The sequence below is a fragment of the Nonomuraea sp. NPDC004580 genome, from assembly GCF_040609855.1.
Lineage (GTDB): Bacteria > Actinomycetota > Actinomycetes > Streptosporangiales > Streptosporangiaceae > Nonomuraea > Nonomuraea salmonea.
The window spans coordinates 117886-144351 of sequence record NZ_JBEXLH010000011.1; the positions used below are offsets into that span (position 1 = coordinate 117886).

General features: G+C 72.3%; 24 protein-coding genes and 2 pseudogenes. 18 read left to right on the forward strand and 8 right to left on the reverse strand.

The annotated features are described in order from the left end of the window. Positions 1 to 83 precede the first annotated feature (83 nt). Genes ABZW11_RS14750 through ABZW11_RS14760 form a run of 3 tightly spaced genes read left to right on the forward strand, consistent with a single transcriptional unit; the run spans position 84 to position 2685 of the window. Positions 84 to 974, forward strand: a complete 891-nt coding sequence (locus ABZW11_RS14750) for a sulfotransferase (RefSeq protein ID WP_355416526.1) — start codon at positions 84 to 86, stop codon at positions 972 to 974. Next, complete coding sequence (locus tag ABZW11_RS14755; RefSeq protein ID WP_355416529.1) at positions 971 to 1873, forward strand: glycosyltransferase; 903 nt, start codon at positions 971 to 973, stop codon at positions 1871 to 1873. Before ABZW11_RS14750 ends, ABZW11_RS14755 begins: the two co-directional genes overlap by 4 nt. After that, on the forward strand, positions 1870 to 2685 hold the full coding sequence (locus ABZW11_RS14760; RefSeq protein ID WP_355416532.1) for a WecB/TagA/CpsF family glycosyltransferase: 816 nt from the start codon (positions 1870 to 1872) through the stop codon (positions 2683 to 2685). Before ABZW11_RS14755 ends, ABZW11_RS14760 begins: the two co-directional genes overlap by 4 nt. Here the strand turns inward: ABZW11_RS14760 and ABZW11_RS14765 are convergent. The 6 genes from ABZW11_RS14765 to ABZW11_RS14790 are packed head-to-tail and all read right to left on the reverse strand — an operon-like array spanning position 2675 to position 9119. Then, positions 2675 to 3556, reverse strand: coding sequence for a sulfotransferase (locus ABZW11_RS14765; protein WP_355416535.1), 882 nt, complete (start codon positions 3554 to 3556; stop codon positions 2675 to 2677). The genes ABZW11_RS14760 and ABZW11_RS14765 overlap by 11 nt on opposite strands. After that, positions 3553 to 4809 carry a lipopolysaccharide biosynthesis protein gene (locus tag ABZW11_RS14770; RefSeq protein WP_355416538.1) on the reverse strand — a complete coding sequence of 419 codons (1257 nt, stop codon included), beginning with the start codon at positions 4807 to 4809 and terminating at the stop codon, positions 3553 to 3555. The genes ABZW11_RS14765 and ABZW11_RS14770 overlap by 4 nt, the downstream gene beginning before the upstream one ends. Continuing rightward, the gene (locus tag ABZW11_RS14775; protein ID WP_355416541.1) at positions 4797 to 5651 is read right to left on the reverse strand and encodes a sulfotransferase domain-containing protein; all 855 of its coding nucleotides are present in this window, start codon (positions 5649 to 5651) and stop codon (positions 4797 to 4799) included. Before ABZW11_RS14775 ends, ABZW11_RS14770 begins: the two co-directional genes overlap by 13 nt. Then, positions 5648 to 6544 carry a hypothetical protein gene (locus ABZW11_RS14780; RefSeq protein WP_355416544.1) on the reverse strand — a complete coding sequence of 299 codons (897 nt, stop codon included), beginning with the start codon at positions 6542 to 6544 and terminating at the stop codon, positions 5648 to 5650. The genes ABZW11_RS14775 and ABZW11_RS14780 overlap by 4 nt, the downstream gene beginning before the upstream one ends. Beyond that, positions 6541 to 7827 carry a hypothetical protein gene (locus ABZW11_RS14785; protein WP_355416547.1) on the reverse strand — a complete coding sequence of 429 codons (1287 nt, stop codon included), beginning with the start codon at positions 7825 to 7827 and terminating at the stop codon, positions 6541 to 6543. The genes ABZW11_RS14780 and ABZW11_RS14785 overlap by 4 nt, the downstream gene beginning before the upstream one ends. Then, positions 7824 to 9119, reverse strand: coding sequence for a Wzz/FepE/Etk N-terminal domain-containing protein (locus ABZW11_RS14790; RefSeq protein WP_355416550.1), 1296 nt, complete (start codon positions 9117 to 9119; stop codon positions 7824 to 7826). The genes ABZW11_RS14785 and ABZW11_RS14790 overlap by 4 nt, the downstream gene beginning before the upstream one ends. A 344-nt stretch (positions 9120 to 9463) precedes the next feature. On the opposite strand from ABZW11_RS14790, the gene ABZW11_RS14795 reads away from it, so the two are divergent. Next, entirely contained in the window at positions 9464 to 10498 is a 1035-nt protein-coding gene (locus ABZW11_RS14795; protein WP_355416553.1) for a hypothetical protein, read from the forward strand. Between the two features lie 6 nt (positions 10499 to 10504). Here ABZW11_RS14795 and cysC read toward each other — a convergent pair whose 3' ends face one another. Together cysC and ABZW11_RS14805 are read right to left on the reverse strand one after the other, a co-directional pair. Next, a complete protein-coding gene (gene cysC, locus ABZW11_RS14800; RefSeq protein WP_355416556.1) occupies positions 10505 to 11728 on the reverse strand; it encodes an adenylyl-sulfate kinase in 1224 nt (407 codons plus the stop codon). 63 nt (positions 11729 to 11791) lie between these two features. Beyond that, on the reverse strand, positions 11792 to 12511 hold the full coding sequence (locus ABZW11_RS14805) for a methyltransferase domain-containing protein (RefSeq protein WP_355416559.1): 720 nt from the start codon (positions 12509 to 12511) through the stop codon (positions 11792 to 11794). Between the two features lie 73 nt (positions 12512 to 12584). Here ABZW11_RS14805 and ABZW11_RS14810 point away from each other — a divergent pair, with 73 nt between their 5' ends. From ABZW11_RS14810 to ABZW11_RS14875, 14 genes and pseudogenes are all read left to right on the forward strand, one after another. Further along, positions 12585 to 12947 (forward strand): signal peptidase I, encoded by a 363-nt coding sequence (locus ABZW11_RS14810; RefSeq protein WP_355416562.1) that lies wholly within the window; start codon positions 12585 to 12587, stop codon positions 12945 to 12947. 92 nt (positions 12948 to 13039) lie between these two features. After that, positions 13040 to 16528, forward strand: coding sequence for a transcription-repair coupling factor (gene mfd / locus ABZW11_RS14815; protein WP_355416564.1), 3489 nt, complete (start codon positions 13040 to 13042; stop codon positions 16526 to 16528). A 29-nt stretch (positions 16529 to 16557) separates the two neighbouring features. Then, on the forward strand, positions 16558 to 17151 hold the full coding sequence (locus ABZW11_RS14820; RefSeq protein WP_355416567.1) for a SurA N-terminal domain-containing protein: 594 nt from the start codon (positions 16558 to 16560) through the stop codon (positions 17149 to 17151). 11 nt (positions 17152 to 17162) lie between these two features. Continuing rightward, positions 17163 to 18095 carry a MazG family protein gene (locus tag ABZW11_RS14825; protein WP_355416570.1) on the forward strand — a complete coding sequence of 311 codons (933 nt, stop codon included), beginning with the start codon at positions 17163 to 17165 and terminating at the stop codon, positions 18093 to 18095. Between the two features lie 90 nt (positions 18096 to 18185). Further along, a complete protein-coding gene (eno, locus tag ABZW11_RS14830) occupies positions 18186 to 19463 on the forward strand; it encodes a phosphopyruvate hydratase (protein ID WP_355416573.1) in 1278 nt (425 codons plus the stop codon). A gap of 119 nt (positions 19464 to 19582) precedes the next feature. Further along, positions 19583 to 19792, forward strand: a pseudogene (locus tag ABZW11_RS14835) (septum formation initiator family protein); the annotation flags it as partial. Between the two features lie 183 nt (positions 19793 to 19975). After that, positions 19976 to 20051: pseudogene (locus tag ABZW11_RS14840) on the forward strand (PT domain-containing protein); the annotation flags it as partial. 18 nt (positions 20052 to 20069) lie between these two features. After that, entirely contained in the window at positions 20070 to 20558 is a 489-nt protein-coding gene (locus tag ABZW11_RS14845) for a DUF501 domain-containing protein (protein ID WP_355416690.1), read from the forward strand. Beyond that, entirely contained in the window at positions 20549 to 21496 is a 948-nt protein-coding gene (locus ABZW11_RS14850) for a Ppx/GppA phosphatase family protein (RefSeq protein ID WP_355416576.1), read from the forward strand. Before ABZW11_RS14845 ends, ABZW11_RS14850 begins: the two co-directional genes overlap by 10 nt. Positions 21497 to 21671: 175 nt before the next feature. Beyond that, positions 21672 to 22838 (forward strand): hypothetical protein, encoded by a 1167-nt coding sequence (locus ABZW11_RS14855; RefSeq protein ID WP_355416579.1) that lies wholly within the window; start codon positions 21672 to 21674, stop codon positions 22836 to 22838. Positions 22839 to 22973: 135 nt separating this feature from the next. Next, positions 22974 to 23300, forward strand: a complete 327-nt coding sequence (locus ABZW11_RS14860; protein ID WP_355416582.1) for a PadR family transcriptional regulator — start codon at positions 22974 to 22976, stop codon at positions 23298 to 23300. Continuing rightward, the gene (locus tag ABZW11_RS14865; protein WP_355416585.1) at positions 23297 to 24160 is read left to right on the forward strand and encodes a hypothetical protein; all 864 of its coding nucleotides are present in this window, start codon (positions 23297 to 23299) and stop codon (positions 24158 to 24160) included. Before ABZW11_RS14860 ends, ABZW11_RS14865 begins: the two co-directional genes overlap by 4 nt. 18 nt (positions 24161 to 24178) lie before the next feature. Beyond that, entirely contained in the window at positions 24179 to 24973 is a 795-nt protein-coding gene (locus ABZW11_RS14870) for a uracil-DNA glycosylase (protein WP_355416588.1), read from the forward strand. A gap of 97 nt (positions 24974 to 25070) precedes the next feature. Continuing rightward, positions 25071 to 26387 carry an NAD(P)/FAD-dependent oxidoreductase gene (locus ABZW11_RS14875; protein WP_355416592.1) on the forward strand — a complete coding sequence of 439 codons (1317 nt, stop codon included), beginning with the start codon at positions 25071 to 25073 and terminating at the stop codon, positions 26385 to 26387. Positions 26388 to 26466: the final 79 nt, after the last annotated feature.

Genomic DNA, 26466 nt, shown 5'->3' on the forward strand with positions numbered 1-26466 from the left:
TTTTGGGTTCCTTGACCTGACGATTACCGTCCGTTGTAGGGTCGTCGCGTTCGGTGTCCATCGACGCGAAAGCCCTCTCTTCCGTGACAGATCGCGCTACTCCCAGGGTCGTCTACCTGGGCGGCCTCGGCCGCAGCGGCACCACCCTGCTGGAGCGGCTCCTCGGTGAGCTGCCCGGGGTGGTGGCGCTCGGCGAAGTGGTGCATCTGTGGGAGCGCGGGGTGCTCGCCGGTGAGCCGTGCGGGTGCGGCGCCGCCTTCCCCGCCTGCCCCTTCTGGCGGCGGGTGGGGGAGCGGGCCTTCGGCGGGTGGACCCGTCCGCTCGCCGAGCGCGTGCTGGCCCTGCGCGGGCGCATCGACCGCACCCGCAGGATCCCCCGCATCGGCCATCCCGACCTGGCCGAGTACACCCGGTCTTACCTGCGGCTCTACTCCGCCGCCGGCGCTCCCGTCGTCATCGACTCCAGCAAGCACGCCTCACTGGCCTGCTGCCTCGTCGCCGGCGGGGCCGACGTCCACGTCGTGCACGTCGTACGCGACCCGCGGGCCGTCGCACACTCCTGGAGCAGGACCGTGCACCGGCCCGAGGACGGGCGGCCGATGACCCGATGGAGCCCCGCCCGCACCGCCGTGCACTGGTCGGCACAGAACGCCGCGCTCGAACTGCTCGCCCGGCGCGGAGCGCGCGTCACCAGGATCCGGTACGAAGACCTGCTCGCCGACCCCGGCCCCGCCCTGGCGTCGCTGACCGGGCGGCTCGGCCTGCCCGAGCCCGGCTTCCTCGACGGCCGCACCGCCTGGCTCACCGCCTCCCACACGGCCTCGGGCAACCCCATGCGGTTCCGGGTCGGGCAGGTCGAGCTGCGCCGCGACGACTCCTGGCACTCCGCCCTGCCCGGCCGCGACCGCCGCCTGGTCAACGCGCTCACCTGGCCCCTCCGCGCCCGCTACGGCTACGGCAGCGTGGCCGCATGACCCGCCTCCCGTCGGTCGGCGTCATCATTCCCACCCGCGGCGACCGCCCCACCGAGCTGCGCGAGGCCGTGGAGGCGGTGCTGGCCCAGCAGTACACCGGCCCCCTCGACGTCGTGGTGGTCACCGACGGCGACGCGACGCTCCCGCTTCAGGCGGGGCGGTCGTTGCGGGGGTTGCCGTCACGGGTGCTGGGGAATCTGCGGACGCCGGGGCTGCCCGGGGCGCGGAACACCGGGATCGATGCCTGTGAGACCGAGCTGGTCGCGTTCTGCGACGACGATGACGTGTGGCGGCCGGGCAAGCTCGCGGCGCAGGTGGAGGCGCTGACGCGGGCCGGGGGTGAGTTCGCGAGCTGCGGGATAGAGGTGGAGCACGGGCGGCGGCGGGTAGCCAGGCTGGCCGGCACCGACACGGTGACCGCGGCCGACCTCACCCGGTCGCGCATGATGATGGTGCACTCGTCGACGTTCCTCTTCCGGCGCGGCGCGCTGCGTCCCGACGAGAGCGCGCCCGCCGGACAGAACGAGGACTGGGATCTGGCCCTGCGCGCCGCCAAGCGGCGGTCGCTCGTCCACGTCGACCGGCCGCTTGTGCTGGTGCGCTGGGCGAGGTCCCACTACGCGGCCCGCTGGGCCGACCGGATTGCCGGGCTGGAGTGGATGCTCGCCCGGCATCCCGAACTGGCCGTGGACCCGTGCGGCGCGGCACGGGTCTACGGCCAGCTGGCCTTCAGCCACGCGGCGCTGGGGCAGCGGGGGGCGGCCCTGCGGTGGGCCGCCCGCACCGTCACCACCCGCCCGCTGGAGCCGCGCGGCGCGATCGCCGCCGCGGTGGCGGCCGGGCTAGTCCCCGCCTCCGCCGTGCTGGCGGCGCTGCACCGGCGAGGGCACGGCATTTGACCGCGCCGACCACGGCCGCACCACCCTCTCCGGCGACGCCGGGGCGGGTGCGGGTCGGCGGCGTCGAGGTGGACGCCGTACGCGAGGAGGAGGTCCTCCAGCGGGTGGGGACGGCGCTGGAGGCAGGCCGGGGCGGGCGCATCGTCACCCCGAACGTGGACATCTGCCGCGCCGCCGCCGCCGACCCCGCACTGCGAACCCTCATCGGGTCGGCCGATCTGGTCGTCGCCGACGGCATGCCGCTGGTGTGGGCGGCCAGGCTGCTCGGCACGCCGCTGCCCCAGCGCGTCACCGGGGCCGACCTCATCTGGTCGCTCAGCGGGCTGGCCGCCGAGCGGGGCTGGCCGGTGTACCTGCTGGGCGGCGGCTCGCCCGGGGTGGTGCACCGGGCGGCGGACCGCCTCGCCGACGCCTGCCCCGGCCTGCGGGTGAGCGGGGCGCACGCGCCGCCGTATGGGTTCGACGGCACGCCCGGCGGGGTGGCGAGAGTCCTGGGGAAGGTGGTGGCGGCGGCGCCGCGGCTGGTGTTCGTCGGGCTCGGGTTCCCCCGCCAGGACCTCCTCATCACCGAGTTACGGCGGGAACTGCCCGAGGCGTGGTACGTCGGCTGCGGCGCGGCCATCGCGTTCGCCGCCGGCACCGTGGCCAGGGCGCCGGGCTGGCTGCGGCAGGCGGGGCTGGAGTGGGCGTACCGGCTGGTGAGCGAGCCGGGACGGCTGGCGCGCCGCTACCTCGTGGACGACCTGCCGTTCGCGGCCCGCCTGCTCACTGAGTGCCTGGCGAAGAGGCTGACCCACCGCCTCACCGGGTGAGGGCGCGGATGCGCTCGACGTCTCCGGAGGAGAGGCCGCGGGCCGGGTTCGCCAGGGCGAGGCGTGGGTCCATGCGGCGGTAGGCCGTGCGCGACGGGCCCGACCAGGCGAACGCCGCCGCCCGCCCGTCGCCGGTGCAGGCCCGCGTGATGCGGCGCTCGGCGGCGGAGGACCAGCGCAATCCCGCGTACGCGTACAGCTCGCGGAAACCGGGCACCGGGTCGGCGGCGAGCGACTCGTACGACACGACCAGGATGCCCGGCGTGCGGCGCAGGATGCCCGTCGTGACCCGCCACAGCGCCGCCGCCGTGGCCACCCGGTCCGGCGAGCCGGCGAGCGCCCGCAGCTCCAGCACCTCGGGATGGTCGCGGACGAGCAGCGGCTGGGTGAGCAGCTCGTGCAGGGAGACGGACCAGCCGAGCCGCTGCCAGCTCGCCACGAACGACACCGGATCACGCACGAGAGCGATCACCCGGCACCCCAGCCGCCGCGCGAACCATCCCGCGCTCAGCACCGCGAACGGGTCGTCGAGCAGCGCCCGCCGCCGGGTGAGCCGCCCGAACGCGAACGCGGTGCCGTAGCGCACCAGGCGGGCCAGGTCGTAGGGGGAGTGGTTGGCGCGCAGCTCGGCCAGCCACCGGTAGCGCAGCGCCGCCGTGTCGCGGAAGGCGGGCAGCCAGGAGGCGGAGTTGGAGTCGCAGATGTACTGGAACCGGTGCGTCACCTGAGCGGCGAGCACGCCGGGACAGCGGCCCGGCGGGTGCTGGGGGTTGAGCGGCTCGTTGACGTAGATCAGCTCGCCGCCGGCGGCCAGCATCCGGCCGGTCCAGCTCGTGCCGCTGCGCGGCAGTCCGGTCACCAGCACGGTCATGCGGACCGCCGCAACAGCGACCCGCGCAGTGCGGGCAGGGTGTGCCGGCCGAACGGGTGCAGCCCGTAGCGGCGGTGCAGCTGCCACAGCGGCAGCAGGTTCTTCACCAGCATCCCGCCCGACCAGCCGGCGACCGCGCCGAGAGCCCCGTACGCCGGGATGAGCGCCAGGTCGAGCAGCACCGTGCAGGCGATGGCGGCCAGCAGGTTGAGCAGGCTGATGCCGGTGTGACCTGCGGCGGTGAGCACGACGTCCACCATGCCGCAGGCGGTCGCCACCATCATCGTGGCGGCCAGGACGAGCGCGATGGGGGCGGCGGCGCCGTACGCGGGGCCGAACACGCGCAGCAGCCACGGTGCGAGCCCCGCGTACGCGAGCCAGAGCGGCCAGGTGAGCACCACGAGCCACGCGGTGGCGGCCTGGTACAGCTCGCGCGCCCGCTCCCGCTCACCGTCGGCCAGCGCCCTGATGAGCCCCGCCTGTACGGCCTGCGCGAGCCCCTGGTTGGCGAGCTGCCCGACGACCTTGACCCGGGTCGCGGCGGTGTAGACGGCGGCAGGGGCGGGCCCGGCGAGCAGCGCCACGATCACGATGTCCACCCGCTGGAAGACGGCCTGGATGGCGCCCGCGAGCGAGCGCGGCGCGGTGTGCCGCCACAGGTCGCGCGCGGTCCCCGGCAGGTAAGGGGTCCACGTCACCCGCCTGCGCAGCCAGAGGGCCGCGACGACCAGCACCGGCACGTACGGCGCCGCCCACGCCGGCAGCAGCCACCAGCCACCGGCTCCGGCGAGCGCGGCGGCGGACACCAGCACGAGCTGACCCCCGGGCACGAGCAGCCCGTCGAGCAGCACGGTGGGCCGTACGGACCCGAACCCGCGCCCGGCGGCGAGCAGCACGTCGGCGGCCACGATCACGGGCAGCAGCCCGGCGGCGGGCCCGAGGCGCGGGAACAGCACGATGCCGGCCGCCACCGCCACGACCAGGCAGGGCAGCACGGCGGCCCTGATGTAGCCGGAGACGCCGCGATAGTCGTAGGACCTGGCGCGGGCGATGAAGTAGACGAGCCCGTTGCCGGCGTCGAGCTTGGCGATGCCGGCGGCCATCAGCGCCAGCGCGGTCGCGGTGAAGAACGCGCCGGCCTCGGCCGCCGGGTACGTCCTGGTCACCACCACCACGAGCACGACCTGCGCCACCGCGCCGAAGGCCGCGCCGGACAGCCCCGCGAGCCCCCTGCGGACGATCACCGCCGCCACGAGGGCTCACCGTCCAGCCAGCGGACGAGCCGCGCGTCGTAGGGCTCGAAGTGGTCGCGCAGCCTCGCCGCCAGCGCGCGGGGCACCGGGCGCGGCAGCGAGCGCCTGTTGTACCGCTCGAAGACGGGATAGCCGAGGTGCGGCAGGCCGAGGAACTCCAGCACCCGGTCGTAGGCGGTCTCCGGCTCGGCGAAGAAGCGGTGGCTGTCGAGCACGAGCATGCGGTCGCGGCCGAACAGCGGCTCAAGCCGGTCGAGCTGGTCGGCGTAGCGGCCCCTGGCCAGGTAGGCGTGGTGGCGGTGGGAGTGGTGCAGCGCGTGCGGCGAGGCGCGCAGCCGCTCCTCGGCGCCGGCCAGCCGGCCCTCTTCCAGCTCCAGCGCGTGCTCGAAGTGGGACTCCGTCTCGAAGCCCCTGGCCAGCTCGTGGGCGTGGGCGGAACAGGCGCGTTCGACGGGGTCGCGGACGAGCACGATCAGCTTGACGCCGGGCAGGTCGGCGGCGATGCGCTGACCGGCCAGGGGGTGGAACAGGTAGTAGGGGGAGGACTCGTACGCCTGGGGGCGGTGGCCGTACCGGTGGGTGAGCAGCGCGGCGCCCACCCGCAGCGGGAAGTGCCCCTGGTACCAGGGCATGCCGCGCCAGTAGGCCACGTCGAAGTAGTGGACCCCCTTGTGCAGCACGGGTTTGAGCAGCAGCGGATGCTGGGCCAGGGCCCGGTAGAGCGAGGTCGTGCCGCACCGCTGCGCGCCCGCGATCAGGAACGACGGCAGCACGCGGGCGCCCGAGGTGAACCGTCCGGTGACCCGCGACAGCGACAGGACCGAGCGCTTCATCGTCCTCATGTGAGCAGCTCCTCGTGATCGACGGCCGGGTTGAGCCACGACTGCGGCGGGCCGAGCGGCGTGTGGCCGTCGGCGGCGTGCCGGTCGGCCAGCGCGATGAGGTAACGCAGCGCCGTTTGCCTGGCCGTGGCCGCCGACAGGCCCAGGGGGGCGAGCAGGCGTGCGGACTGGGCGACACAGGCTCTGGCCGCGGCCGGCGGGCGCATGCCGCGCAGGGCCCGGTGGAAGAAGTGGTGCAGCAGGTCGAAGCCGAGTGGGACGCCGCTCTCGTAGCGCTCCCAGTCCCAGACCAGCAGCCGCCCGCCGGGGCCGGGGCACAGGTTCCAGGGGGCGAGGTCGCCGTGCCAGGCCGGGCGGTTCCCGCCGGTCGCGGCGATCTCCTTGACCGCTTCAAGCAGCAGCGGCGCGGGCACCCGGCCGCGGCGTACCGGCAGCGGCGACAGGGCGAGCACGGACAGCCCGCGCCAGTCGCCCTGGTGCAGCACCTCTGGCACGGTGATCGTGCGCAGGGGGAGCACGGCCAGTCTGCGCAGGGCCGCGGCCTCGGCGGCGACGAGCCGGCGGGCGCGGTCGGCATCGCCGATCTTGACGAACGCCAGCAGCCGGCCGTCCGCGCGGGCCTCCAGGACGGGCTTGCGGTTGGCCCGGCGCGCGGGGCGTACGTGGAGCACGGTCTCGACCGGGCGCCCGAACACCTCGCTCAGGTGGGCCGCGATCGACCCCTCGACCGGCACCTCCACCCGCGACCCGAGGTGCCACCAGCGGCGCGGCGCCAGCCTGCGCGGCACGGCGGGGTGCGGCAGCACCGTGTACGGGCGGGGCGAGCCCGGGCCCGGATACAGCAGGCGTATGGTCTCGGCGAGATACCCGAGCCGCACCGCGGCGTCGCTCATGACGTTCCCCCGGCCGGTTGCGCGTTCCGCCACAGAAGGGCGAAGGAGATGAGATAGAGGCTGAGCGGCGTGACGAGCCCGTCGTAGACGAACATGTAGAGCAGCACGAACCCCATCACGAGCACCCCGCCGAGCCCGATCGGGCTGCGGTCGCGCCAGTGGCGGCGGATCGCGCCGAGGAAGAACGCCACGTAGAGCGCGGCCCCCGTGAACCCCTGCGTGATGACGAGCAGCCAGAGCTGGCCGTCGCTGCCGAGCGGCGGGTGCCCGCAGGTGCGGCACCAGCCGGTCTTGCCGGTGGTGATCGAGCGGTGGTTGCCCGTGGCGTTGCGGGTGTTGCCGTAGCCGATCACGGGGGAGTGGGTGGCGGCGGCGAGGGTGGCGCTCACCGTGAAGGCCCTGATGTCGTTGGAGTGTGGCCGGTCGAGCCGCTGGGCGAACAGCGGCGCGAGCGGGCTGAGCAGGAACGCCAGCGACCCGGCCGTGACCACCGCGCACAGTGCCGCCCTGGTGCGCCCGCCCACCCGTACGATCAGGTAGAGCACGGCCAGCCCGAGCCCGATCCACAGCCCCCTGTTGAGCGAGTAGACGATCGGCACGGCCGCCAGCGCCACCACGACGGCCACGAAGACCTTGTGCCGCGCCCGCCCGTACACCCACCAGCCGACCACGAACCACACCAGCAGCACCGACGCGTTGCTGCCCCAGGCGTTGGCCCACTCGTACGGTGCCTCCGGCCTGGGCAGCGAGAACCCGAGCACCTTCTGGGTCTGCGCGGCGGTCGGGTGGATGAGGTTGCGCACGAACGGGTTCTCGGCGATCCACTCGGGCAGCAGCAGCTCGACCGGCGAGGTGAACTCGAAGCCGGGGTGGAGCAGGCCGAGCAGCCCGCCCGCGACGGTGGTGACGAACAGCACCCCCAGCATCCGGACCAGCCGGAGCTGCGGCAGCTCGCGCTCGGTGAGGTTGCCGAGGTAGAGCACCATGATGAGGACCGCGCAGTAGAGCGCGAGCCGCATGCCGTAGCCGATCAGCCGGCCCGCGCCGTACTCGCCATAGGTGCCGGGCGGCGACTCGCCCAGCATCAGGCCGCTGATCAGGTAGCCGGCGAGGAGCAGCAGCCACAGCCCGAACCCGCGCGGCACCTTGACCGGCCGCCGCCGCCACAGCAGCACCGCCATGGGCACGGCCAGCACCACGACCGACAGCCCGCCGAACCCGAGCGCCCACCAGAGCGGGTAACCGACCAGCAGCGCCGCGATGGGCCACGCGGGTCCGATCACGTCGGCCGGCCCGGCCGCCGCTGGTGCAGCGCGTGCAGCGCGCTCGTCTCGTCCTGCGGGCTCTGGGCGAGCCGCAGCTCGCCGGTCGCGACGAGCTTGCCGAGCGAGGCGGGCGGATGCGGCTCCAGCAGCGGCACGAACGAGGGGACGGCGTCGGTGGCGGTCACGACGCCGATGACCGGCACCTCGTGGCGGGCCAGCCGGCGCGTGGCCGCCGCCACGTCGTCCGAGGTGACCTGGCCGAGCCCCACGAGCAGCACGGCGGCGTCGGCCCTGGACAGGTCGCGGACGTCGGAACCGTCGAGCACGACCAGCGGCGCGCTCACGGCCAGCGGTTCGGCGAGCGAGGAGGCGTAGAGGTCGGCGGGCAGCGACCTGACCAGCAGCCGCTTGCCCGGGCAGGCGGCGACGAGCGCGCTCGCCAGGTCGTGCAGCACGCCGTGCTCGCGCGGTCCTGACAGGTCGCCGAGCACGGGCAGGCCGGTGAGCCTGTCGACGTCGGCGGGCGTGCGCAGACGGGTGTCGAGGCGGTCGCGGGCGTAGGCGGCGGCCGAGCCGGCCAGCAGGCCGAGCATGAGGCCGGTGCCGAGGAAGAGGGGCAGGCTGGGGGAGCTGGGCGCGGCGGGCGGCACGGGCCGGCTGATGATCGAGCCGGGGGTGACGGCGACCGTGCGCAGAGCGTCGTACCTGACGGCCAGGCCGGCCGCCTGGCGGTTGAGCACGCCCTGGCGCTGGACGGCGATCGCGTGCTCGGGGCTGCCCTTGGGCAGCGCGGCGACCTGTTTGATCACCCGGTCGATGCCGGCGTTGACCTGCTTGAGCTTGCTCAGCACCGCCTCCTGCTGCTTGGCCATGGCGGTCAGGGCGCTCTCGCGGCGGTCGGCGAGGTACGCCTCGGCGTACGCGGCCGATCGCGCCGCCGCCCCGTCAGGGTCGGCGGCGGTGACCGACAGCAGCAGCACCGAGGAGTTGGGCGGCACGGCCACCTCGACCGGCTCGACGGCGTCGACGCCGAGCGTTCGGGCGGCCCGCGCGGCGACCACCGCCGACTGGGCGACCTGGGCCTCGGTGTCGAGGTTGAGCGCCTCGCGCTGGCGGGCGGTCACCTGGTTGCCCGGCTCGCCGATGCCGAGCGGCTGGACGAGCACCTGCGTGGTGGCGGTGTAGGCGGCGGGGACGAGCCGCAGCAGTGCCAGCGCGGCCGTGCCGCCGACGACGACGCAGCCCACGAGGATCAGCCACCGCCTGCGCAGCAGCGAGAGGTGGGCGTCCAGGTCGGTGCCGGAGCTCATGGGGGATGGTCTCCTGAGTGTGTACGTTGCGTGGCCGCCTGGCGCCACCGCGTCACCGCCGAAGTGGTGCGCCCACTATAGGGCGGAAGGTGATCACCCCGGTTCAATACTTCAAGATTTTTCCTGGATAACCTGCCGAAGAAATGCCGCGAAAAGGCGATATTTCGGTATTTAAGGAGTGGGCCTTTACCCGCCACGAGCTGGGCAGACTCTCACACTGGCTGAAGTTCCAGGAATGACATGGCAAGGTTCAGGTGTCAGAGCCGGGAGTCGTTCGACGAAGGGGTTGGAAGACTTTGCAGCTACGGGGAATTTCACGACAAGCAACGTCCGGCGGCACTCTGGTGGCCTTGGCGGCGGCACTGGCCGCCTGCTCCACCGCCGCGGGCTCGCCCGTCCCGGCGCCGGTTCACGCCCCCGCGGCCAAGCAGGCGGCGGGCTCGCCCGCCTGCACGGCCACCTCCAAGCTGATCCCGTCCTGCGGCGCCTGGTGGGGCATGGCGCCCGAGGTGTTCACCGGGGTGCCGATCGAGCAGGCGCTGCACGGCGCCGAGCTGCGCATGGGCGCGGCGGCCGACGTGCTGCACGTCTATCACCGCGAGCGCGAGCTGTTCCCCACGCCCGCTGAGGTCAGGCTGGCGCGCGACCCCGCCAGGCCGCGGCTGCTCATGGTCAACTGGAAGCCGTCGTTCGACCACACCTGGGCGCAGATCGCCGCGGGCAGGCTCGACCGCAGGATCGACCGGCTGGCCGCCCACATCAGGCGCACGTTCCCCGAACGGTTCTTCCTCACCCTGCACCACGAGCCGGAGAACGACGTCGACGCCCGATCGGGCTCCGGCATGCAGGCCACCGACTACGCCGCCATGTTCCGCCACGTCGTGCTGCGGCTGCGGCAGCAGGGCGTGCGCAACGCGGTGGTGGTCATGACGTACATGGGGGCGCCCAACTGGGCGGCCAAGCCGTGGTTCGAGGACCTCTACCCGGGCGACGACGTGGTCGACTGGGTGGCGATGGACCCGTACGCCGACGACCGGGTGCAGGACTTCGACGGGCTGGTCAACAAGACCCGCAAGGAATATCCGGAATGGCCGGGGTTCTACCGGTGGATGCAGGCCCGCTTCCCCGGCAAGCCGGTCATGGTGGCGGAGTGGGGCGTGTTCGAGCGCTCGTACGACCGCTCGTTCAAGCGCACGTTCTACGAGACCGTGCTGCGCCAGATCAAGCGCTACCCGCAGATCAAGGCGCTGCTCTACTTCGACTCGCCGCAGGCGCCGCGCGGCGACACCAGCTTCGACTCCGACAGCAGCGCCGACAAGGCGTTCACCCGCCTGGCGCGCGACCCCTACTTCCGCTCGACGCCCGTGCCCCGGCCCTGACAGGGCTCAGCGCACCCAGCCGCCGCCCTTGACCGTGTCGAGCACGCGGGAGACGGCCGCGTCGATCGACAGGTGGGTGGTGTCGATCACCAGGTCGGCGTCGTCGGGCTCCTCGTAGGGGTCGGAGACGCCGGTGAACTCGGGGATCAGGCCGGCGCGGGCCTTGGCGTAGAGGCCCTTGCGGTCGCGCCGCTCACACTCCTCCAGCGGCGTGGCGACGTGGACGAGCAGGAAGTCGGCGCCCACCGACTCGACCATCTCCCGCACTTCGTCGCGGGTCGCCGCATAGGGGGCGATCGGCGCGCAGATGGCCAGGCCGCCGTGCCGGGCCGCCTCGGCGGCGACGAAGCCGATGCGGCGGATGTTGAGGTCGCGGTCGGTCTTGGAGAACGTCAGGCCCTTCGACAGCAGCTGGCGCACCACGTCGCCGTCGAGGTAGGTGACCGTGCGGCTGCCCAGCTCCAGCAGCGCGTCGCGCAGGCCGCGGGCGATCGTGGACTTGCCCGACCCCGACAGGCCGGTGAAGAAGACGACCAGGCCGCGGCGGTGGGGCGGGCCTGGGATGCGCACGGGGTCGGGGCCCGCGAGGTGCTCGGCGGCGCCATAAGAGGTGGCGACGTGTTCGCGCAGCTCCAGGTCGATCTCCGGCTCGTCGCGCGGCGCCAGCGGCACCGGGACGACCAGCGTGCCCGCGGGCAGCTGCTCCTTGGCGCGCAGCGCGGCGCGCACGACGGCGGGCCCGGCCTCGCCGTACGCGAGCGGCAGCAGCAGGATCACCGCGTCGAGCTCCTTGGCGGTGGCCGTCACCTCCGACAGGTCGTCGAGCGGCCCCCGCATCGTGACGGCCAGCGCGGGCCGCCCGCCGAGCTCGTCCTTGACCTGGGCGGGCGTGCGCCGCAGCCGGGCGAAGGGGCCGTGCTCGGGCGTGCCGAGCGCCTTGACCTGGCCCGAGGTCAGCCCGTCGGGCTCGTGGCCGGTCACGGTGAGCGCCGCCAGCGGCAGCCCCTCGGGGTCGAGCAGGGTGACCTCGTCGCCGGGGGACAGGTCGGCGTGGACGTGGAGGGTCACGGGCGCGGGCCACGGGGTGCCGTCGGCCAGCGTGCCGCGCTCGTGCACGGTGTGCAGGTCGTCGTGGCCCAGGAACCCCGTCAGAGGCTCGTACGCGCCCGACAACAGGAGCTCTAGGTCGGCCAGCTCGCGCGGGTCGGGGGTCCACTCCACGATCTGCATCCCAACTGTTCGAGTGTGCACGGTCGCTACCAGTGTGCCGCTCCCCGGCACCTGTCACGACCGTCAGATGAGGCGGGCGAAGTGGTGCTGAGGCTTTCTGATCACCATGGTGATCTCGTCGTGGGAGGCGGGGAAGCGGCCGCTGGTCAGCTTGGACACCAGCGCCACCGCGGCGCCGCCGGGCCGGCGGGCGCGCGCGGGCCCGCTGGTCGTGCGCTCTTCGTCGGTGATCATCAGGCCCCTGCTCAGGCAGAACGCGTGCAGGCCGTCGCTGGAGGCGAGCGGCTCGTACACGGCGGGCAGCGGCCCTGGCGTGCCGGGGCGGACGACGGCCCGCCACAGCAGCCGGCGCAGCCAGCCAGGCGTGATGCGGTCGAGCAGGCCGTAGGCCGAGCGGCGGTCGCGGACCCGCAGCAGCACCAGCCCGCCGGGCCGCAGCGACTGCAGCAGCCGGTCGAAGACCAGCTCCGCGTGGCGTACGCGCTCCAGCAGGAACGACAGCTGGATCACGTCGAAGCCGCGCGGCGGCAGCGGAACCGAGCGCAGGTCGCCGAGTGAGTAGGAGACCAGGTCGGCCCGCTCCTCCACCACCTTCCTGACCGCGGGCAGGTCCTCGTCGGCCCCCATGGCCCTGGTCTCGATGTGGTCGAGCACCAGCGGCTCGTCGTGGGCGCACCCGGCGACCAGGACGTCGAGCCGCCGGATCGGCTGCCCGGCGCAGTGCTCGCGGAGCCGCTGACCGAAGAGGTCGCCTCTCTGGGCGACCGATCGCACCTCAGACATGTCACCTACAGTAATCAACCGAGTGGAATCAGTTAGGCATTTCCCTGCTAGCGTCCTGGCCGTGGGTGAACAGGTGAGCGATCAGGTGTACGTGGGCAATGCCGGTGTGGACGCGGCCCTCGACCGAGGATGGCTGCTCGGTCACTTCAAACCCCCGGGTGACCCAAGACACAGCGAGGACGTCGAGATCAAGTGGGGGGTCCACGAGGCCGGCGAGGAGCGCGCCGCCTGGGTCGAGGGCGAGGTGCGCACCGCGCTGCTGGTGCTCATCAACGGCCGGTTCCGGGTCGAGCTGCCCGGCCGCAGCGTGCTGCTGGCCGAGCCGGGCGACTATGTGGTGTGGGGCAAGGGCGTCGGCCACTCGTGGCGGGCCGAGGCGCCGTCCACGGTCCTCACCGTACGCTGGCCCTCCGTGCCTGGTTACCGCGTCGGCTGAGCTTTCACGGCGAGTAGGCTTGTGACGAACCCCCGCGACCTGACCCGGCCGGGGGTAGTCGTGTTGCCGTCGTGGGGCTGTGGACGTATCTGATGAGTCTTTCCGGGCTACTTGACCTTGTTCGCGCCGACCCGAAGCTGACCGCCGCTCTCGAGGAGGGCGGCGATGTGGCGCTGATCGCGCCGTCCGCGCTGCGGCCCTTCGGGGTGGCCGCGCTGGCCGGGCACGACCAGCGCACGGTGCTCGCGGTGACCGCCACGGGGCGCGAGGCGGAAGATCTGGCGGCCGCGCTCACCAGCCTGGTCGAGCCCGCGTCGGTGGCGGTGTTCCCGGCGTGGGAGACGCTGCCGCACGAGCGGCTCTCGCCGCGCAGCGACACCGTGGGCCAGCGGCTCGCGGTCCTGCGCAGGCTGGCGCACCCGGTCAAGAGCGACGCCGCCGCCGGGCCGCTCAGCGTGGTCGTCGCACCGGTGCGCGCGCTGCTGCAGCCCATCGTGAAGGGGCTCGGCGACCTGGAGCCCATCAGGTTGCGGGCCGGCGACGAGGCCGACCTCGACGAGGTGGTGCGCAACCTGGTCGACAACGGCTACCACCGGGTCGACATGGTGGAGCGGCGCGGCGAGGTGGCCGTGCGCGGCGGGCTGCTCGACGTGTTCCCGCCCACCGAGGAGCATCCGCTGCGGCTGGAGTTCTGGGGCGACACGGTCGAGGAGATCCGCTGGTTCAAGGTGGCCGACCAGCGCTCGCTGGAGGCGGCCGAGGAGGGGCTGTTCGCGCCGCCGTGCCGTGAGCTGCTGCTCACCGACCAGGTGCGGGCCAGGGCGCGGGCGCTGGCCGAGGAACACCCGGCGCTGGCCGAGGTGCTCGACCAGCTCGCCGACGGCACCCCCGTCGAGGGCATGGAGGCGTTCGCGCCCGTCCTGGCGGGGGAGATGGACCTGCTGCTCGACCACCTGCCCGTCAGGTCCGCGGTGTTCGTGTGCGATCCCGAGCGGATCAGGGGGCGGGCGGAGGAGCTCGTACGCACCTCGCAGGAGTTCCTCGAAGCCTCCTGGATCAACGCGGCGGCCGGCGGCGAGGCCCCGATCGACCTCGGCGCGGCCGCGTTCCGCTCGCTGGAGGAGATCCGCGAGCACGCCGACGCGCTCGGCCAGCCGTGGTGGACGATGGCGCCGTTCGGCTCGGGCGTCGAGCTCGACGCCCACGACTCCGAGGCCTACCGCGGCGACACCGCCAAGGCACTGGCCGACATCAAGAGCTGGCTGGCCGACGACAAGGCCGTGGTGCTGCTCAGCGAGGGCCACGGCCCGGCCGAGCGCATGGTCGAGCTGCTCAAGGGCGTCGACGTCCCGGCCAGGCTGCGGCGCTACCTCGACAAGGCGCCGGAGCCGAAGGTCGTCCACGTCTCGACCGGCCTCATCGAGCACGGCTTCATCACCCCGGGGCTCGCCGTCCTCACCCACCTCGACCTGGTCGGCCAGAAGGCGTCCACCAAGGACATGCGGCGCCTGCCCTCCCGCCGCCGCAACATGGTCGACCCGCTCCAGCTCAAGGTCGGCGACCACGTCGTGCACGAACAGCACGGCGTCGGCCGCTACGTCGAGATGGTGCAGCGCACGGTGCAGGGCGCCACCCGCGAATACCTGGTCATCGAATACGCCAAGGGCGACCGCCTCTACGTCCCCACCGACCAGCTCGACGAGGTCACCCGCTACGTCGGCGGCGAGGCGCCCACGCTCAACCGCATGGGCGGCGCCGACTGGGCCAAGGCCAAGTCGCGGGCGAAGAAGGCGGTCAAGGAGATCGCCGGCGAGCTGATCAGGCTCTACTCCGCCCGCATGGCCTCGCCGGGCCACGCGTTCGGCGCCGACACGCCGTGGCAGCGCGAGATGGAGGACGCCTTCCCGTACGCCGAGACGGGCGACCAGCTCGAGGCCATCGACGAGGTCAAGCGCGACATGGAGCGCGGCGTCCCGATGGACCGGCTGATCTGCGGCGACGTCGGCTACGGCAAGACCGAGATCGCGGTGCGCGCGGCGTTCAAGGCCGTCCAGGACGGCAAGCAGGTCGCGGTGCTGGTGCCGACGACGCTGCTGGTGCAGCAGCACATGTCCACCTTCGCCGAGCGCTTCTCCAGCTTCCCCGTCACGATCAAGCCGATCTCCCGCTTCCAGACCGACGGCGAGGTCAAGGGCACCCTCGACGGGCTCAGGACCGGCGCGGTCGACGTGGTCATCGGCACCCACCGGCTGCTCAGCCCCGAGGTCAGGTTCAAGGACCTCGGGCTCATCATCATCGACGAGGAGCAGCGCTTCGGCGTCGAGCACAAAGAGGCGATGAAGCACCTGCGCACCCAGGTCGACGTGCTGGCGATGTCCGCCACGCCGATCCCGCGCACGCTGGAGATGGGGCTGACCGGCATCCGCGAGATGTCCACGATCCTCACCCCGCCGGAGGAGCGGCACCCGATCCTCACGTTCGTGGGGCCGTACGAGGAGAAGCAGATCGCCGCGGCGATCCGGCGCGAGCTGATGCGCGACGGCCAGATCTTCTTCGTGCACAACCGGGTGGCCTCGATCAACCGGGTCGCCGCGCGGCTGCGCGAGCTGGTGCCCGAGGCGCGCATCGCGGTGGCGCACGGGCAGATGAACGAGCACCAGCTCGAGAAGATCATGGTCGGGTTCTGGGAGCGCGAGTACGACCTGCTCGTCTCCACCACGATCGTCGAGTCGGGTCTCGACGTGCCCAACGCCAACACGCTCATCGTGGACCGGGCCGACAACTACGGCCTGTCGCAGCTTCATCAGCTGCGCGGGCGCGTCGGGCGGGGCAGGGAGCGCGGCTACGCCTACTTCCTCTACCCGCCGGAGAAGCCGCTGACCGAGACCGCCCACGAGCGGCTGGCCACGATCTCGCAGCACACCGAGATGGGCGCCGGCATGTACGTCGCGATGAAGGACCTGGAGATCCGCGGCGCCGGCAACGTGCTGGGCGCCGAGCAGTCGGGCTTCATCGCGGGCGTCGGCTTCGACCTGTACGTCCGCCTCATGGCCGAGGCCGTGCAGGAGCAGAAGGCCAAGCTGTCGGGCGCCGAGGTGCAGGAGGAGCAGCAGGACGTCAAGGTCGAGCTGCCGATCAACGCCCACATCCCGCACGACTACGTCACCTCGGAGCGGCTGCGGCTGGAGGCGTACAAGCGCATCGCGGCCATCGCCGCCCCGATCGACATCGAGGAGGTGCGCGCCGAGCTGACCGACCGCTACGGCAAGCCGCCCGCGGAGGTCGAGAACCTGCTGGAGGTGGCGCGGTTCCGCATCAAGGCGCGCGCGGGCGGGCTCACCGACGTCACGCTGCAGGGCCAGAACATCAAGTTCGGCCCCGCGAGGCTCAAGGAGTCGCAGCAGGTGCGCCTCGACCGGCTCTACAAGAAGGCGATATACAAGCAGGCCGCGGAGACGCTGCTGGTGCCGGTGCCCAAGACCAAGCCACTGGGCGGGCAGCCGCTGCGCGATCTCGACCTGCTCAAATGGTGTGGTGACCTGGTCGAGGCCATGTTCCTCGAACCCGCCCGGGTAAGCTAGCGGCGGTTTTCTGGTCGGAAGGGACGTACGTGAAGTCGATACGAGTGGCTGTGGCCGCCGCGGCGGCCGCCGTGGCACTGTCCGCCTGCTCCTCGCCCATGCAGGCCGGGGCCGCGGCCGTGGTGGGCAACGAGCGCATCTCCATGAACAAGCTCAGCGATGACACCCAGGCCTACCTGGCCGCGCTCAAGCGCGCCCAGCTGGACGAGTCCGCGCTCGGCGTGCCGGCCACCCAGGCCGTGCTGCAGCGGCTGGTCAACGTGGCCGTGTCCAAGCAGCTCATGGCCCGCCACAACGTGCGGGTCAGCGAGAGCGAGGTGGACGCCGTGCTCAAGGAGCCCGGCCAGTACCAGTCCGCCGAGATCAACCTGCTGGCCAACGCCGTCGCGCCGACCGACGCCCGCGACTACGGCCGGGCCATGGTGGGCCTGTCGAAGCTGCAGCAGCAGTTCGGCCAGGCCGGGCAGGAGAAGCTGCTGCAGGAGTTCAACTCCATCAAGCCGGTCTTCAACCCGCGCTACGGCCAGCTCAACCAGCAGCGCTCGCAGGAGAACCCGGCGCTGTTCGTCGACACCGGCAGGTTCGGCAAGGCCACCCAGCAGGCGCCCCAGGCGCAGGGCTGACAGGGCTGACCGTGCCGCTGATCGTCGTCACCACCTCGCCCAGGGTCGCGCCGGGCCTGCTGAGCCATCAGGCGTGGCAGGCGCTGCGCTCCGGCCCGGTGCTGACGGGCTCGGCCGACCATCCCCCGCTCCCCTACCTCTCCCACGCCGGCGTCGAGGCCGAGGTCGTCGAGCCCGACCCGGCGGCGCTCGCGCGGCGGGCCGCCGCCGAGACCGTGGTGTGGCTGGCCGAGCACGACGGCGAGGACTTCATGCGCGCCGTCGGCCACGCCGCGCTCTCGCTCGACGAGCCGCCGGTCATCGAGGTGGTGCCCGGCTCCTACGACCTGCCGGGCGCGCGGGTGCTCGACCTGGTGGCGGTGATGGACCGGCTGCGCACCGAGTGCCCGTGGGATCGCAAGCAGACGCACGAGTCGCTGGTGCCGTACCTGCTCGAAGAGGCGTACGAGGTGCTCGAGACGATCGAGCAGGGCGACTACCCGGCGCTGCGCGAGGAGCTGGGCGACCTGCTGCTGCAGGTGGTCTTCCACGCGCGGGTGGCGGGCGACTTCGACATCGACGACGTGGCGGCCGGCATCGTGGAGAAGCTGGTCAGGCGGCACCCCCACGTGTTCGGGTCCGTACGCGCCGAGAGCGCCGACGAGGTCAACGCCAACTGGGAGGCGATCAAGGCGGCCGAGCGGGCGGCCAAGGGCACCGAGTCGGTGCTCGACGGGGTGCCGATGGGGCAGCCCGCCCTGTCGCTCGCGGCCCAGCTGGTGCGCAGGGCCGAGCGGGCGGGCGCGCCCGAGTCGCTGTCGGCGGCGGTCGGCCAGGGGGTGGCCAGGGAGCTGTTCGACCTCGTCAGGCGGGCGGCCGAGGCGGGGCTGGACGCGGAGGCCGAGCTGCGGAGCGCGGCGCGGGCGTACCGCGACCGGGTGCGGGCCTGGGAGTCGTCGGGCTGAGCTGGGCGGCCGTGACCTTGAAGCCGGCGCGGGGCAGCCGTACCGATAGGCTCTGATGGCATATCACCTTTCGATTTAGGAGCGCATCCCGTGGCTACCATCGAGGTCGTATACGCTCGCGAGATCCTCGACTCCCGGGGCAACCCGACGGTCGAGGTCGAGGTCGTTCTCGACGACGGCAGCACCGGCCGGGCGGCCGTGCCGAGCGGGGCGTCCACCGGCCAGTTCGAGGCGGTCGAGCTGCGCGACGGCGGCAGGCGTTACGGCGGCAAGGGCGTGGAGAAGGCCGTCCTGGCGGTGACCGATGAGATCCAGGAGGAGATCAGCGGGATCGAGGCCGAGGACCAGCGGATCATCGACCAGATCATGATCGATCTGGACCGCACGCCCAACAAGGCGAAGCTCGGCGCCAACGCCATCCTGGGCGTGTCGCTGGCCGTGGCCAAGGCCGCCGCCGACAGCGCCGACCTGCCGCTCTTCCGCTACCTCGGCGGCCCCAACGCCCACGTGCTGCCCGTGCCGATGATGAACATCCTCAACGGCGGCGCCCACGCCGACACCAACGTGGACATCCAGGAGTTCATGATCGCGCCGATCGGGGCCGAGTCGTTCCGCGAGGCGGTGCGCATGGGCACCGAGGTCTACCACGCGCTCAAGAGCGTGCTGAAGGAGAAGGGCTACGCCACGGGCCTGGGCGACGAGGGCGGCTTCGCCCCCAACCTGCCCTCCAACCGCGACGCGCTCGACCTCATCCTGGTCGCCATCGAGCGGGCCGGCTACGTGCCGGGCGAGGACATCGCGCTGGCGCTCGACGTGGCCGCCACCGAGTTCCACAAGGACGGCGTCTACACGATCGACGGCAAGGGCCTGTCGGCGCAGGAGCTCATCGCCTTCTACGAGGACCTGGTCGACAACTACCCGCTCGTCTCCATCGAGGACCCGCTCGACGAGGAGGACTGGGAGGGCTGGAAGGCCATCACCGCCTCGCTCGGCGGCAAGGTGCAGCTCGTCGGCGACGACCTGTTCGTCACCAACCCCGAGCGGCTCGAGCGCGGCATCACCGAGGGCGCGGCCAACGCCCTGCTGGTCAAGGTCAACCAGATCGGCACGCTGTCGGAGACCCTCGACGCGGTCGACCTGGCCCACCGCAGCGGCTACCGCTGCATGATGAGCCACCGCTCCGGCGAGACCGAGGACACGACGATCGCCGACCTCGCGGTCGCGGTCAACTGTGGCCAGATCAAGACCGGCGCCCCCGCCCGCTCCGACCGGGTGGCCAAGTACAACCAGCTGCTGCGCATCGAGGAGCTGCTCGATGACGCCGCCCGCTACGCGGGTCGTGCGGCGTTCCCGCGGTTCCGGCGCTAGTTTCGAGTACGGCTCGCGGCACCCCGATCTCTCCGGCCGCGAGCCGCACTTGAGGGGGTGTGCAGCAAGTGGCGAAGAGACCGCAGCTCACCGGGCGGGCGGCCATCCTGGCCGTCGTGGTGTGCGCGATCGCGATGAGCCTGGCCTACCCTGTCCGCGAATACATCAGCCTGCGCCGCAGCATCTCGGAGCTGCGCGCGGAGAAGGCCAGGGTCGAGGCCGAGAAGCAGGCGTTGCTGGCCCGTGACAGGCAGAGCGACGACCCCAACTGGATCAAGAAGACGGCCAAGGAGCGGTTGCACTACTGCGGGCCAGGCGAGAAGTGCTACGTGGTGATGGAGCCCGAGCAGGGCGGGGCGCAGGCGGCGGTCAAGCAGCCTGCGCAGGTGCCGCCGTGGTACGAGACGCTGTGGGAGTCGGTGCAGGCCGCCGACAAGGGCACGGGCCGCAGGGCCGTCACGGGGCAGCAGGACGTGCGCGACGAGCAGCCCTCGAAGAAGCCCGCTGAGCAGCCGACCAAGCAGCCCACGAAACAGCCGACCGGGCAGCCGAGCGGCGAACCGACGAAGCAGCCGAGCGGCGGGTCGGTGACAGGAAGGGAACGTGTTGGACAGTAAGGACGTCGAGGTCGTCGAGCAGCAGCTCGGACGGCCGCCCAGAGGGCTGCGCGCGGTCGCGCACCGCTGCCCGTGCGGCAACCCCGATGTGGTGGAGACCGCTCCGCGGTTGCCCGACGGCTCGCCCTTCCCGACCCTTTACTACCTGACCTGTCCCAAGGCGGCCTCGGCCATCGGCACGCTCGAAGGGTCCGGCCTGATGCGGGAGATGCAGGCCAGGCTGGCGACCGAGCCGGAGCTGGCGGCGGCCTACCAGGCGGCTCACGAGGACTACGTGGCCAGGCGCGACCAGGCGGCCCGCGAGGAGGGCCTGACGGCGCTGCCGCGTGACATGCAGAGCACGGGCGGGATGCCGGAGCGGGTCAAGTGCCTGCACGCGCTCGTGGCCCACGAGCTGGCGGTGCCCGGGAGCAACCCGTTCGGCAGGGAGGCGCTGGACGCACTCCCCGACTGGTGGAGTGACGGACCATGCGTGTAGCCGCCATCGACTGTGGCACCAACTCCGTACGCCTGCTCATCGCCGACCTAGGCGACGACACGCTGACCGACGTCGAGCGGCGGATGGAGATCGTCCGGCTGGGCCAGGGCGTCGACCGCACCGGCAGGCTGGCGCCCGAGGCGCTGGAGCGCACGTTCGAGCGGATGAGCGAATACCAGGAGCTCATCGAGCGCCACGGCGCCGTCGCGACGCGCGTGGTGGCGACGAGCGCGACCCGCGACGCGGCCAACCGGCAGGAGTTCGTGACCGGCGTGCGGAAGATCTTCGGGGTCGAGCCCGAGGTGGTGACCGGCGCTGAGGAGGCCGAGCTGTCGTTCACCGGCGCGACCAGGGGCCTTTCCCGGCTGTCGCCGGAGACCGAGGTGGCGCGCGGCCCGCTCGCGCCCTACCTGGTGGTGGACATCGGCGGCGGCTCGACGGAGTTCGTGGTCGGCTCCGTGCATGCGGAGGGCTCGCTGTCGGTCGACATCGGCTGCGTACGGCTGACCGAGCGGCACCTGCGCGACGCCGGCGATCCGCCGTCGGCGCCCGCGCTGGAGGCGGTCGTGGCCGACATCGAGGCCGCGCTCGACCGGGTCGAGGCCGAGGTGCCCGTGCACCGGGCGAAGACGCTGGTCGGCCTCGCCGGCTCGGTGACGACGGTGTCGGGCGTCGCGCAGGACCTGCCTTACTACGACCCGGCGCGCATCCACCATTCGGTCATTTCGGCCGAGCAGGTGCACGAGGTGACGCGGCGGCTGCTCGCGATGACCCATGGTGAACGCGCGCAGGTGCCGGTGATGCATCCGGGCCGGGTGGACGTGATCGGGGCCGGCGCCCTCATTCTGGACCGCATCGTCCGCCGTTTCGCGTTTTCGCAGGTCGTCGTCAGTGAGCACGACATCCTCGACGGAATGGCATGGTCCCTAGCGCGATAGCTGAAGAAATCCGGACATTTCATAATCCGTGATCGTGTTGAGCGTGTGATCTGTATTGTGCTTAGGTAAAGGGGCATTACGGGGGCTTTGCCATATCGCCGTGCGCGAAAGGCGCAGGCTTGGCGACCGTTCCCGAGCGCGTCTCTTCCCTCACGGAATGGAGCACTCTCACATGATGTCTGTTGGGTTAGCCCGTAAGGCCGCTGCGTTCGGCGCCTCGACCGCGGCACTGGCGGCGCTGGCCGCGGGCCTGGTCGCCGGGCCCGCCCAGGCGGCCACGGCCGCCAAGCCCGCGTCCAAGGCCACGTCCAAGGCCACGGTCTCGGCCACCACGCCGAAGGCCGCGCCCGGCGCCTACGAGGGGTCCTGCCCGGTCAAGGTCGACTTCTCGGCCAAGATCAAGGTCCCGGTCAAGGGCTCCACCAAGGTGGCCTACCGCTGGCTGCACGGCGACGGCTCCAAGAGCAAGGTCAAGACCGTCACGGTCAAGGGCAAGGGCACCAAGACCGTCACGGTCAAGCAGTCCATCACCTTCACCGACGACGTCAAGAAGGGCTGGGAGGCCGTCCAGGTCCTCGGCCCGAAGAAGGTCACGTCCAAGAAGGGCTACTTCTCGGTCAACTGCGAGTCGCTGAAGGAGGTCGAGCGCACCCACCTCGACCCCACCGTCAGCGCCCGCGCGTGGGCCAGTCCGAGCTCCTACGCCGGTCGCTGCGCCCCTGGCGCCAGGATCGGCTTCACCGGCGTGATCAGCTCTTCGCGCCCGGCCTGGGTGCGTTACCGCTGGGTGCTCAACGGTGACGCCGTCGACTACGGCAAGATCAAGGTCCACGACTCGCGGAAGGTCGGCTTCAGCATCTCCCCGCGTCACAGCCAGCGCGGCTGGGCGCAGCTGCAGGTCCTGAGCCCCGACAGCGCGTCGTCCAACCGGGCCTACTACAAGGTCTGGTGCAAGGACTACGAGGCTCCGAAGCCGGACACGAAGGTCTCCGCCTCCGCCCACGCCACGACCGGCACCGACTGCTCGGTCAAGGCCACCGGCTCCATCACCGCCACCGGTGCCGGCCGGGTCACCTACCGCTGGTCGCTCAACGGCCGGACGGTCAGTGACGGCCAGACCTACTTCGGCCGTGACGGTGGCACCATCGTCGTTCCCGGGTTCTCCACCGCTCTGAGCGGCCACGCCACCAAGGGCGGCGTGGTGACGCTGTCGATCACCGGCCCGGACAACAGCGACTCCTCCAGCGACCGCTACGCGCCCTGCAAGCCGGAGCCCAAGCCGACGGCCACGCCGACCGACTCCGCGCCCGCGCCCGAGACCAAGATCGGGGACGCGCTCTGACGAGTGCGGCACGCACGCCCTCTGGCCTGACCAGGAGCGCGGCGCCGTACTGATCGGCTGAACCGGGCGGCCCTTCGGGAGCCGCCCGGTTTTTCCGTTTGCTACTACTGTGCATTGCACACTACTGTGTGACGCGTGGACAGCAGCCAGCTTCTCAAGGGCGTGCTCGACCTGGCCGTCCTGGCCGTGCTCGACGAGCGTGACGGCTACGGCTACGACGTCGTACGCAGGCTCAGGGAGGCCGGGCTCGACGAGGTCGGCGACGCCTCCGTCTACGGCACCCTGCGCCGCCTGTTCAAAGCGGGCGCGCTGACCTCGTACGTGGTGGCCTCCGACGAGGGGCCGCACCGCAAGTACTACGGGCTCAACGACACCGGCCGGCGCCTGTACGCCGACTCCGCCAAGACCTGGGCCTCCTTCTCGGCCACCATGGCAGCCCTGCTCAAGGAGGAACGAGCATGACCCCCGACCAGTACGCACAGGCCGTACGCGACGCCCTGGCCGGCCATCCCGACAGGGAGGAGTTGCTGGAGGACCTCGACGACCACCTGGCGGAGATCGCCGCCGAGTCGGACCTGCCGCTCGACGCCCGGCTCGGCCCGCCGGAGGCGTACGCGGCGGAGCTGGCCGCCGCCTACGGGGCGAGCGGCGTCAGGCGCGGCCCCACGCTCCTCAGCCGGGCCCGTGCCGCCCTGCTGCGCACCGGTTCGAGCAGCGGTCTCGGGGGCTTCCTGCGCGAGCTGAGGCCCGGCTGGTGGGTGCTGCGCGGCTACGCCCTGGGCATGCTCGCCACCCTCATGCTGGCCGGCGAGGCCAGGCTCGTCCCCGCGAACCCGCCGGACTGGGCGCTCGTGGTGCTCGCGATCATCGCCTCGGTCTGGCTCGGCCGGCGGCCACGGGGGCGCTCGGTCGTGCTGACCGCGGTGACCGCGAACGCGCTGGCCGCCATGGCGCTGCTCGCCGGCTTCGCGGGGGCGGGCGCCGACCCGTCGCCGCAGGTCAAGACGGCCGCGAACGTGCTGCTGGTGGGCGGCGGCAGCGTCCAGGAGGGGGTGGCCAACCTGCGGCCGTACGCCAAGGACGGCACCCCGCTGACCGACGTCTACCTCTACGACCAGGACGGCAAGCCGTTCACCACCCGGCCGGAGTCCTTCGGCTTCGAGATCGACGAATCGTGCGGCGAGCCGGTGCGCAACCGCTACCCGCTGCCGCTGATCGACCGGCGGGAGAGCGCCGGAGCGGCGACGGCGACGCCGTCCGCCTGCACCACCAGGAGCGCCGCGGACCCGAGCGCCACGCCGGAGCCCGCGCGGTCGGAGTGATCGGGCACCATCGGTGTCATGAGCTTCGTACCTCCCGGCACCGGCTGGCCCGGCGACCCGGCGACCCCTGACACGCCCGTCGCCCTCGACCCCGCCGACGTCGAACGCATCGCCGCCGCCGGCGGCACGATCGAGGAGCTCACGGCCGCGCAGTCCGTCTGCCGCGCCTGCCCCCGCCTGGTCGAGTGGCGCGAGGAGGTCGCGCGGACGAAGCGGCGGGCGTTCGCGGACGAGACGTACTGGGGCCGTCCCGTCCCCGGGTGGGGCGAAGAGCGGCCGCGGATCCTGCTGGTCGGGCTGGCCCCGGCGGCCCACGGAGGCAACAGGACGGGCCGCATCTTCACCGGCGACCGCAGCGGCGACTGGCTGTTCGCCTCGCTCCACCGGTGCGGCCTGGCCGCACAGGAGACCAGCACGTACGCCGGCGACGGCCAGCGGCTGATCGGCGCCCGCGTGCTGGCGTCGGTGCGCTGCGCGCCGCCGGCGAACAAGCCGACCCCGAAGGAGAAGGCCACCTGCTTCCCGTGGATGTCCAGGGAGATCGCGCTGGTGGCCGGGACCGTACGGGTGGTCGTTGCGCTCGGCGGCTACGCCTGGCAGGCCATGTGGCCGGCGCTCAAGGAGACGGGCTACGAGCTGCCGCGCAGCCGCCCGCCGTTCGGCCACGGGGTGGAGGTGGAGGTCCGTCACGGCGGGTCGCCCGTCACGCTCATGGGCTGCTACCACCCCAGCCAGCAGAACACCTTCACCGGCCGCGTCACCGCCCAGATGCTGGACGACGTCTTCTCCAGGGCCAGATCGCTGGCGGTGTGACGCGTCCCACCACCTCTCGGCTGGCTTCTTCGAGAGCCCTTGACGTAGGCTTGTGAATGCTTTCACAAGCACTTTCCACGAGGGATGGGGCCTCAGGATGAACAAGCACATTGTGATCGTCGGCGGCGGCTACGTCGGCCTCTACACAGCGCTCAGGCTGCAGCGCAAGCTCCGGCGCGAGCTGCGCGGCGGCGAAGCCCGCATCACGATCATCGACCCCCAGTCCTACATGACCTACCAGCCGTTCCTCCCGGAGGCGGCGGCGGGCAACCTCTCGCCGCGCCACATGGTGGCCCCGCTGCGGCGGGTCCTGCCCAAGGCGCACATCCTGAACGGCACCGTGACCAGGGTCGACCACGCGGGGCGCGTCGTCACCTTCCAGCCGGCCGAGGGCGAGCCGCGCGAGATCGCGTACGACGTGATCGTGATGGCCGCCGGGTCGATCTCCCGCACGCTGCCCATCCCCGGGCTCACCGACATCGGCATCGGCTTCAAGACCGTCGGCGAGGCGATCGCGCTGCGCAACCGGGTGCTCCACCTGCTCGACGTGGCGGAGTCGACCGAGGACCCCGAGGTGCGGCGCAGGGCGCTGACGTTCGTGGTGGTCGGGGCCGGCTTCGCGGGCGTCGAGGCGCTGGCCGAGCTGGAGGACATGGCCAAGCACTCGACCCGCTACTACCGCAACATCAAGCCGTCCGACATCCGCTGGGTGCTCGTCGAGGCGACGAACCGGGTGCTGCCCGAGGTCGGGCCCGAGATGGGCAGGTGGACGCTGGAGCAACTGCGCGAGCGCGGCATCGAGGTCAAGCTCGACACCCGGCTTGAGTCCTGCGTGGGCGGCCACGTGGTGCTGTCGGACGGCACCGAGTTCGACGCCGAGACGCTCGTCTGGACGGCCGGCGTCAAGCCCAGCCCGGTGGTCAACGACAGCGACCTGCCGCTCGACGAGCGCGGCCGGATCAAGACCACGGCCATGCTCACCGTGGCGGGCTCGCCCGGCGCGTTCGCGGCGGGCGACGCCGCGGGGGTGCCCGACGTGACCAACCCCGGCCAATACTGCGCGCCCAACGCCCAGCACGCCGTCCGTCAGGCGAAGGTGCTGGCCGACAACATCGTCCGCCACCTCCGCGGCGAGGAACTGGTCGATTACCGCCACAAGTACGTCGGATCGGTCGCCGGACTCGGCCTGCATCAGGGCGTGGCCAATGTCTATGGCGTCAAGCTTCGCGGATTCCCTGCGTGGTTCATGCACCGCACCTACCATCTGTCGCGGGTGCCGACGCTGAACCGCAAGGTCCGTGTGGTCGTCGACTGGACTCTGGCTCTGTTCTTCAAGCGAGAGACGATCTCTCTGGGAGAGATGGAGCACCCCCGCGACGGCTTCAGGGCGGCGGTGGCGACGACTCGCCGCTAGCTCGGGTACGGCAGCGCCCCGGCGATCCATGCGCCGGGGCGTTCTCGGCGCCCATGGAGCAAGCGGAAGGGGTGCCACG

Excerpts from the sequence above, each read along its gene's own strand:
- ABZW11_RS14755 (WP_355416529.1), top strand. The coding sequence starts at position 971 with ATGACCCGCCTCCCGTCGGTCGGCGTCATCATTCCCACCCGCGGCGAC.
- ABZW11_RS14765 (WP_355416535.1), bottom strand. The coding sequence starts at position 3,556 with ATGACCGTGCTGGTGACCGGACTGCCGCGCAGCGGCACGAGCTGGACC.
- ABZW11_RS14775 (WP_355416541.1), bottom strand. The coding sequence starts at position 5,651 with ATGAGGACGATGAAGCGCTCGGTCCTGTCGCTGTCGCGGGTCACCGGA.
- ABZW11_RS14780 (WP_355416544.1), bottom strand. The coding sequence starts at position 6,544 with ATGAGCGACGCCGCGGTGCGGCTCGGGTATCTCGCCGAGACCATACGC.
- ABZW11_RS14790 (WP_355416550.1), bottom strand. The coding sequence starts at position 9,119 with ATGAGCTCCGGCACCGACCTGGACGCCCACCTCTCGCTGCTGCGCAGG.
- cysC (WP_355416556.1), bottom strand. The coding sequence starts at position 11,728 with ATGCAGATCGTGGAGTGGACCCCCGACCCGCGCGAGCTGGCCGACCTA.
- ABZW11_RS14805 (WP_355416559.1), bottom strand. The coding sequence starts at position 12,511 with ATGTCTGAGGTGCGATCGGTCGCCCAGAGAGGCGACCTCTTCGGTCAG.
- mfd (WP_355416564.1), top strand. The coding sequence starts at position 13,040 with ATGAGTCTTTCCGGGCTACTTGACCTTGTTCGCGCCGACCCGAAGCTG.
- ABZW11_RS14850 (WP_355416576.1), top strand. The coding sequence starts at position 20,549 with ATGCGTGTAGCCGCCATCGACTGTGGCACCAACTCCGTACGCCTGCTC.
- ABZW11_RS14855 (WP_355416579.1), top strand. The coding sequence starts at position 21,672 with ATGTCTGTTGGGTTAGCCCGTAAGGCCGCTGCGTTCGGCGCCTCGACC.
- ABZW11_RS14865 (WP_355416585.1), top strand. The coding sequence starts at position 23,297 with ATGACCCCCGACCAGTACGCACAGGCCGTACGCGACGCCCTGGCCGGC.
- ABZW11_RS14870 (WP_355416588.1), top strand. The coding sequence starts at position 24,179 with ATGAGCTTCGTACCTCCCGGCACCGGCTGGCCCGGCGACCCGGCGACC.
- ABZW11_RS14875 (WP_355416592.1), top strand. The coding sequence starts at position 25,071 with ATGAACAAGCACATTGTGATCGTCGGCGGCGGCTACGTCGGCCTCTAC.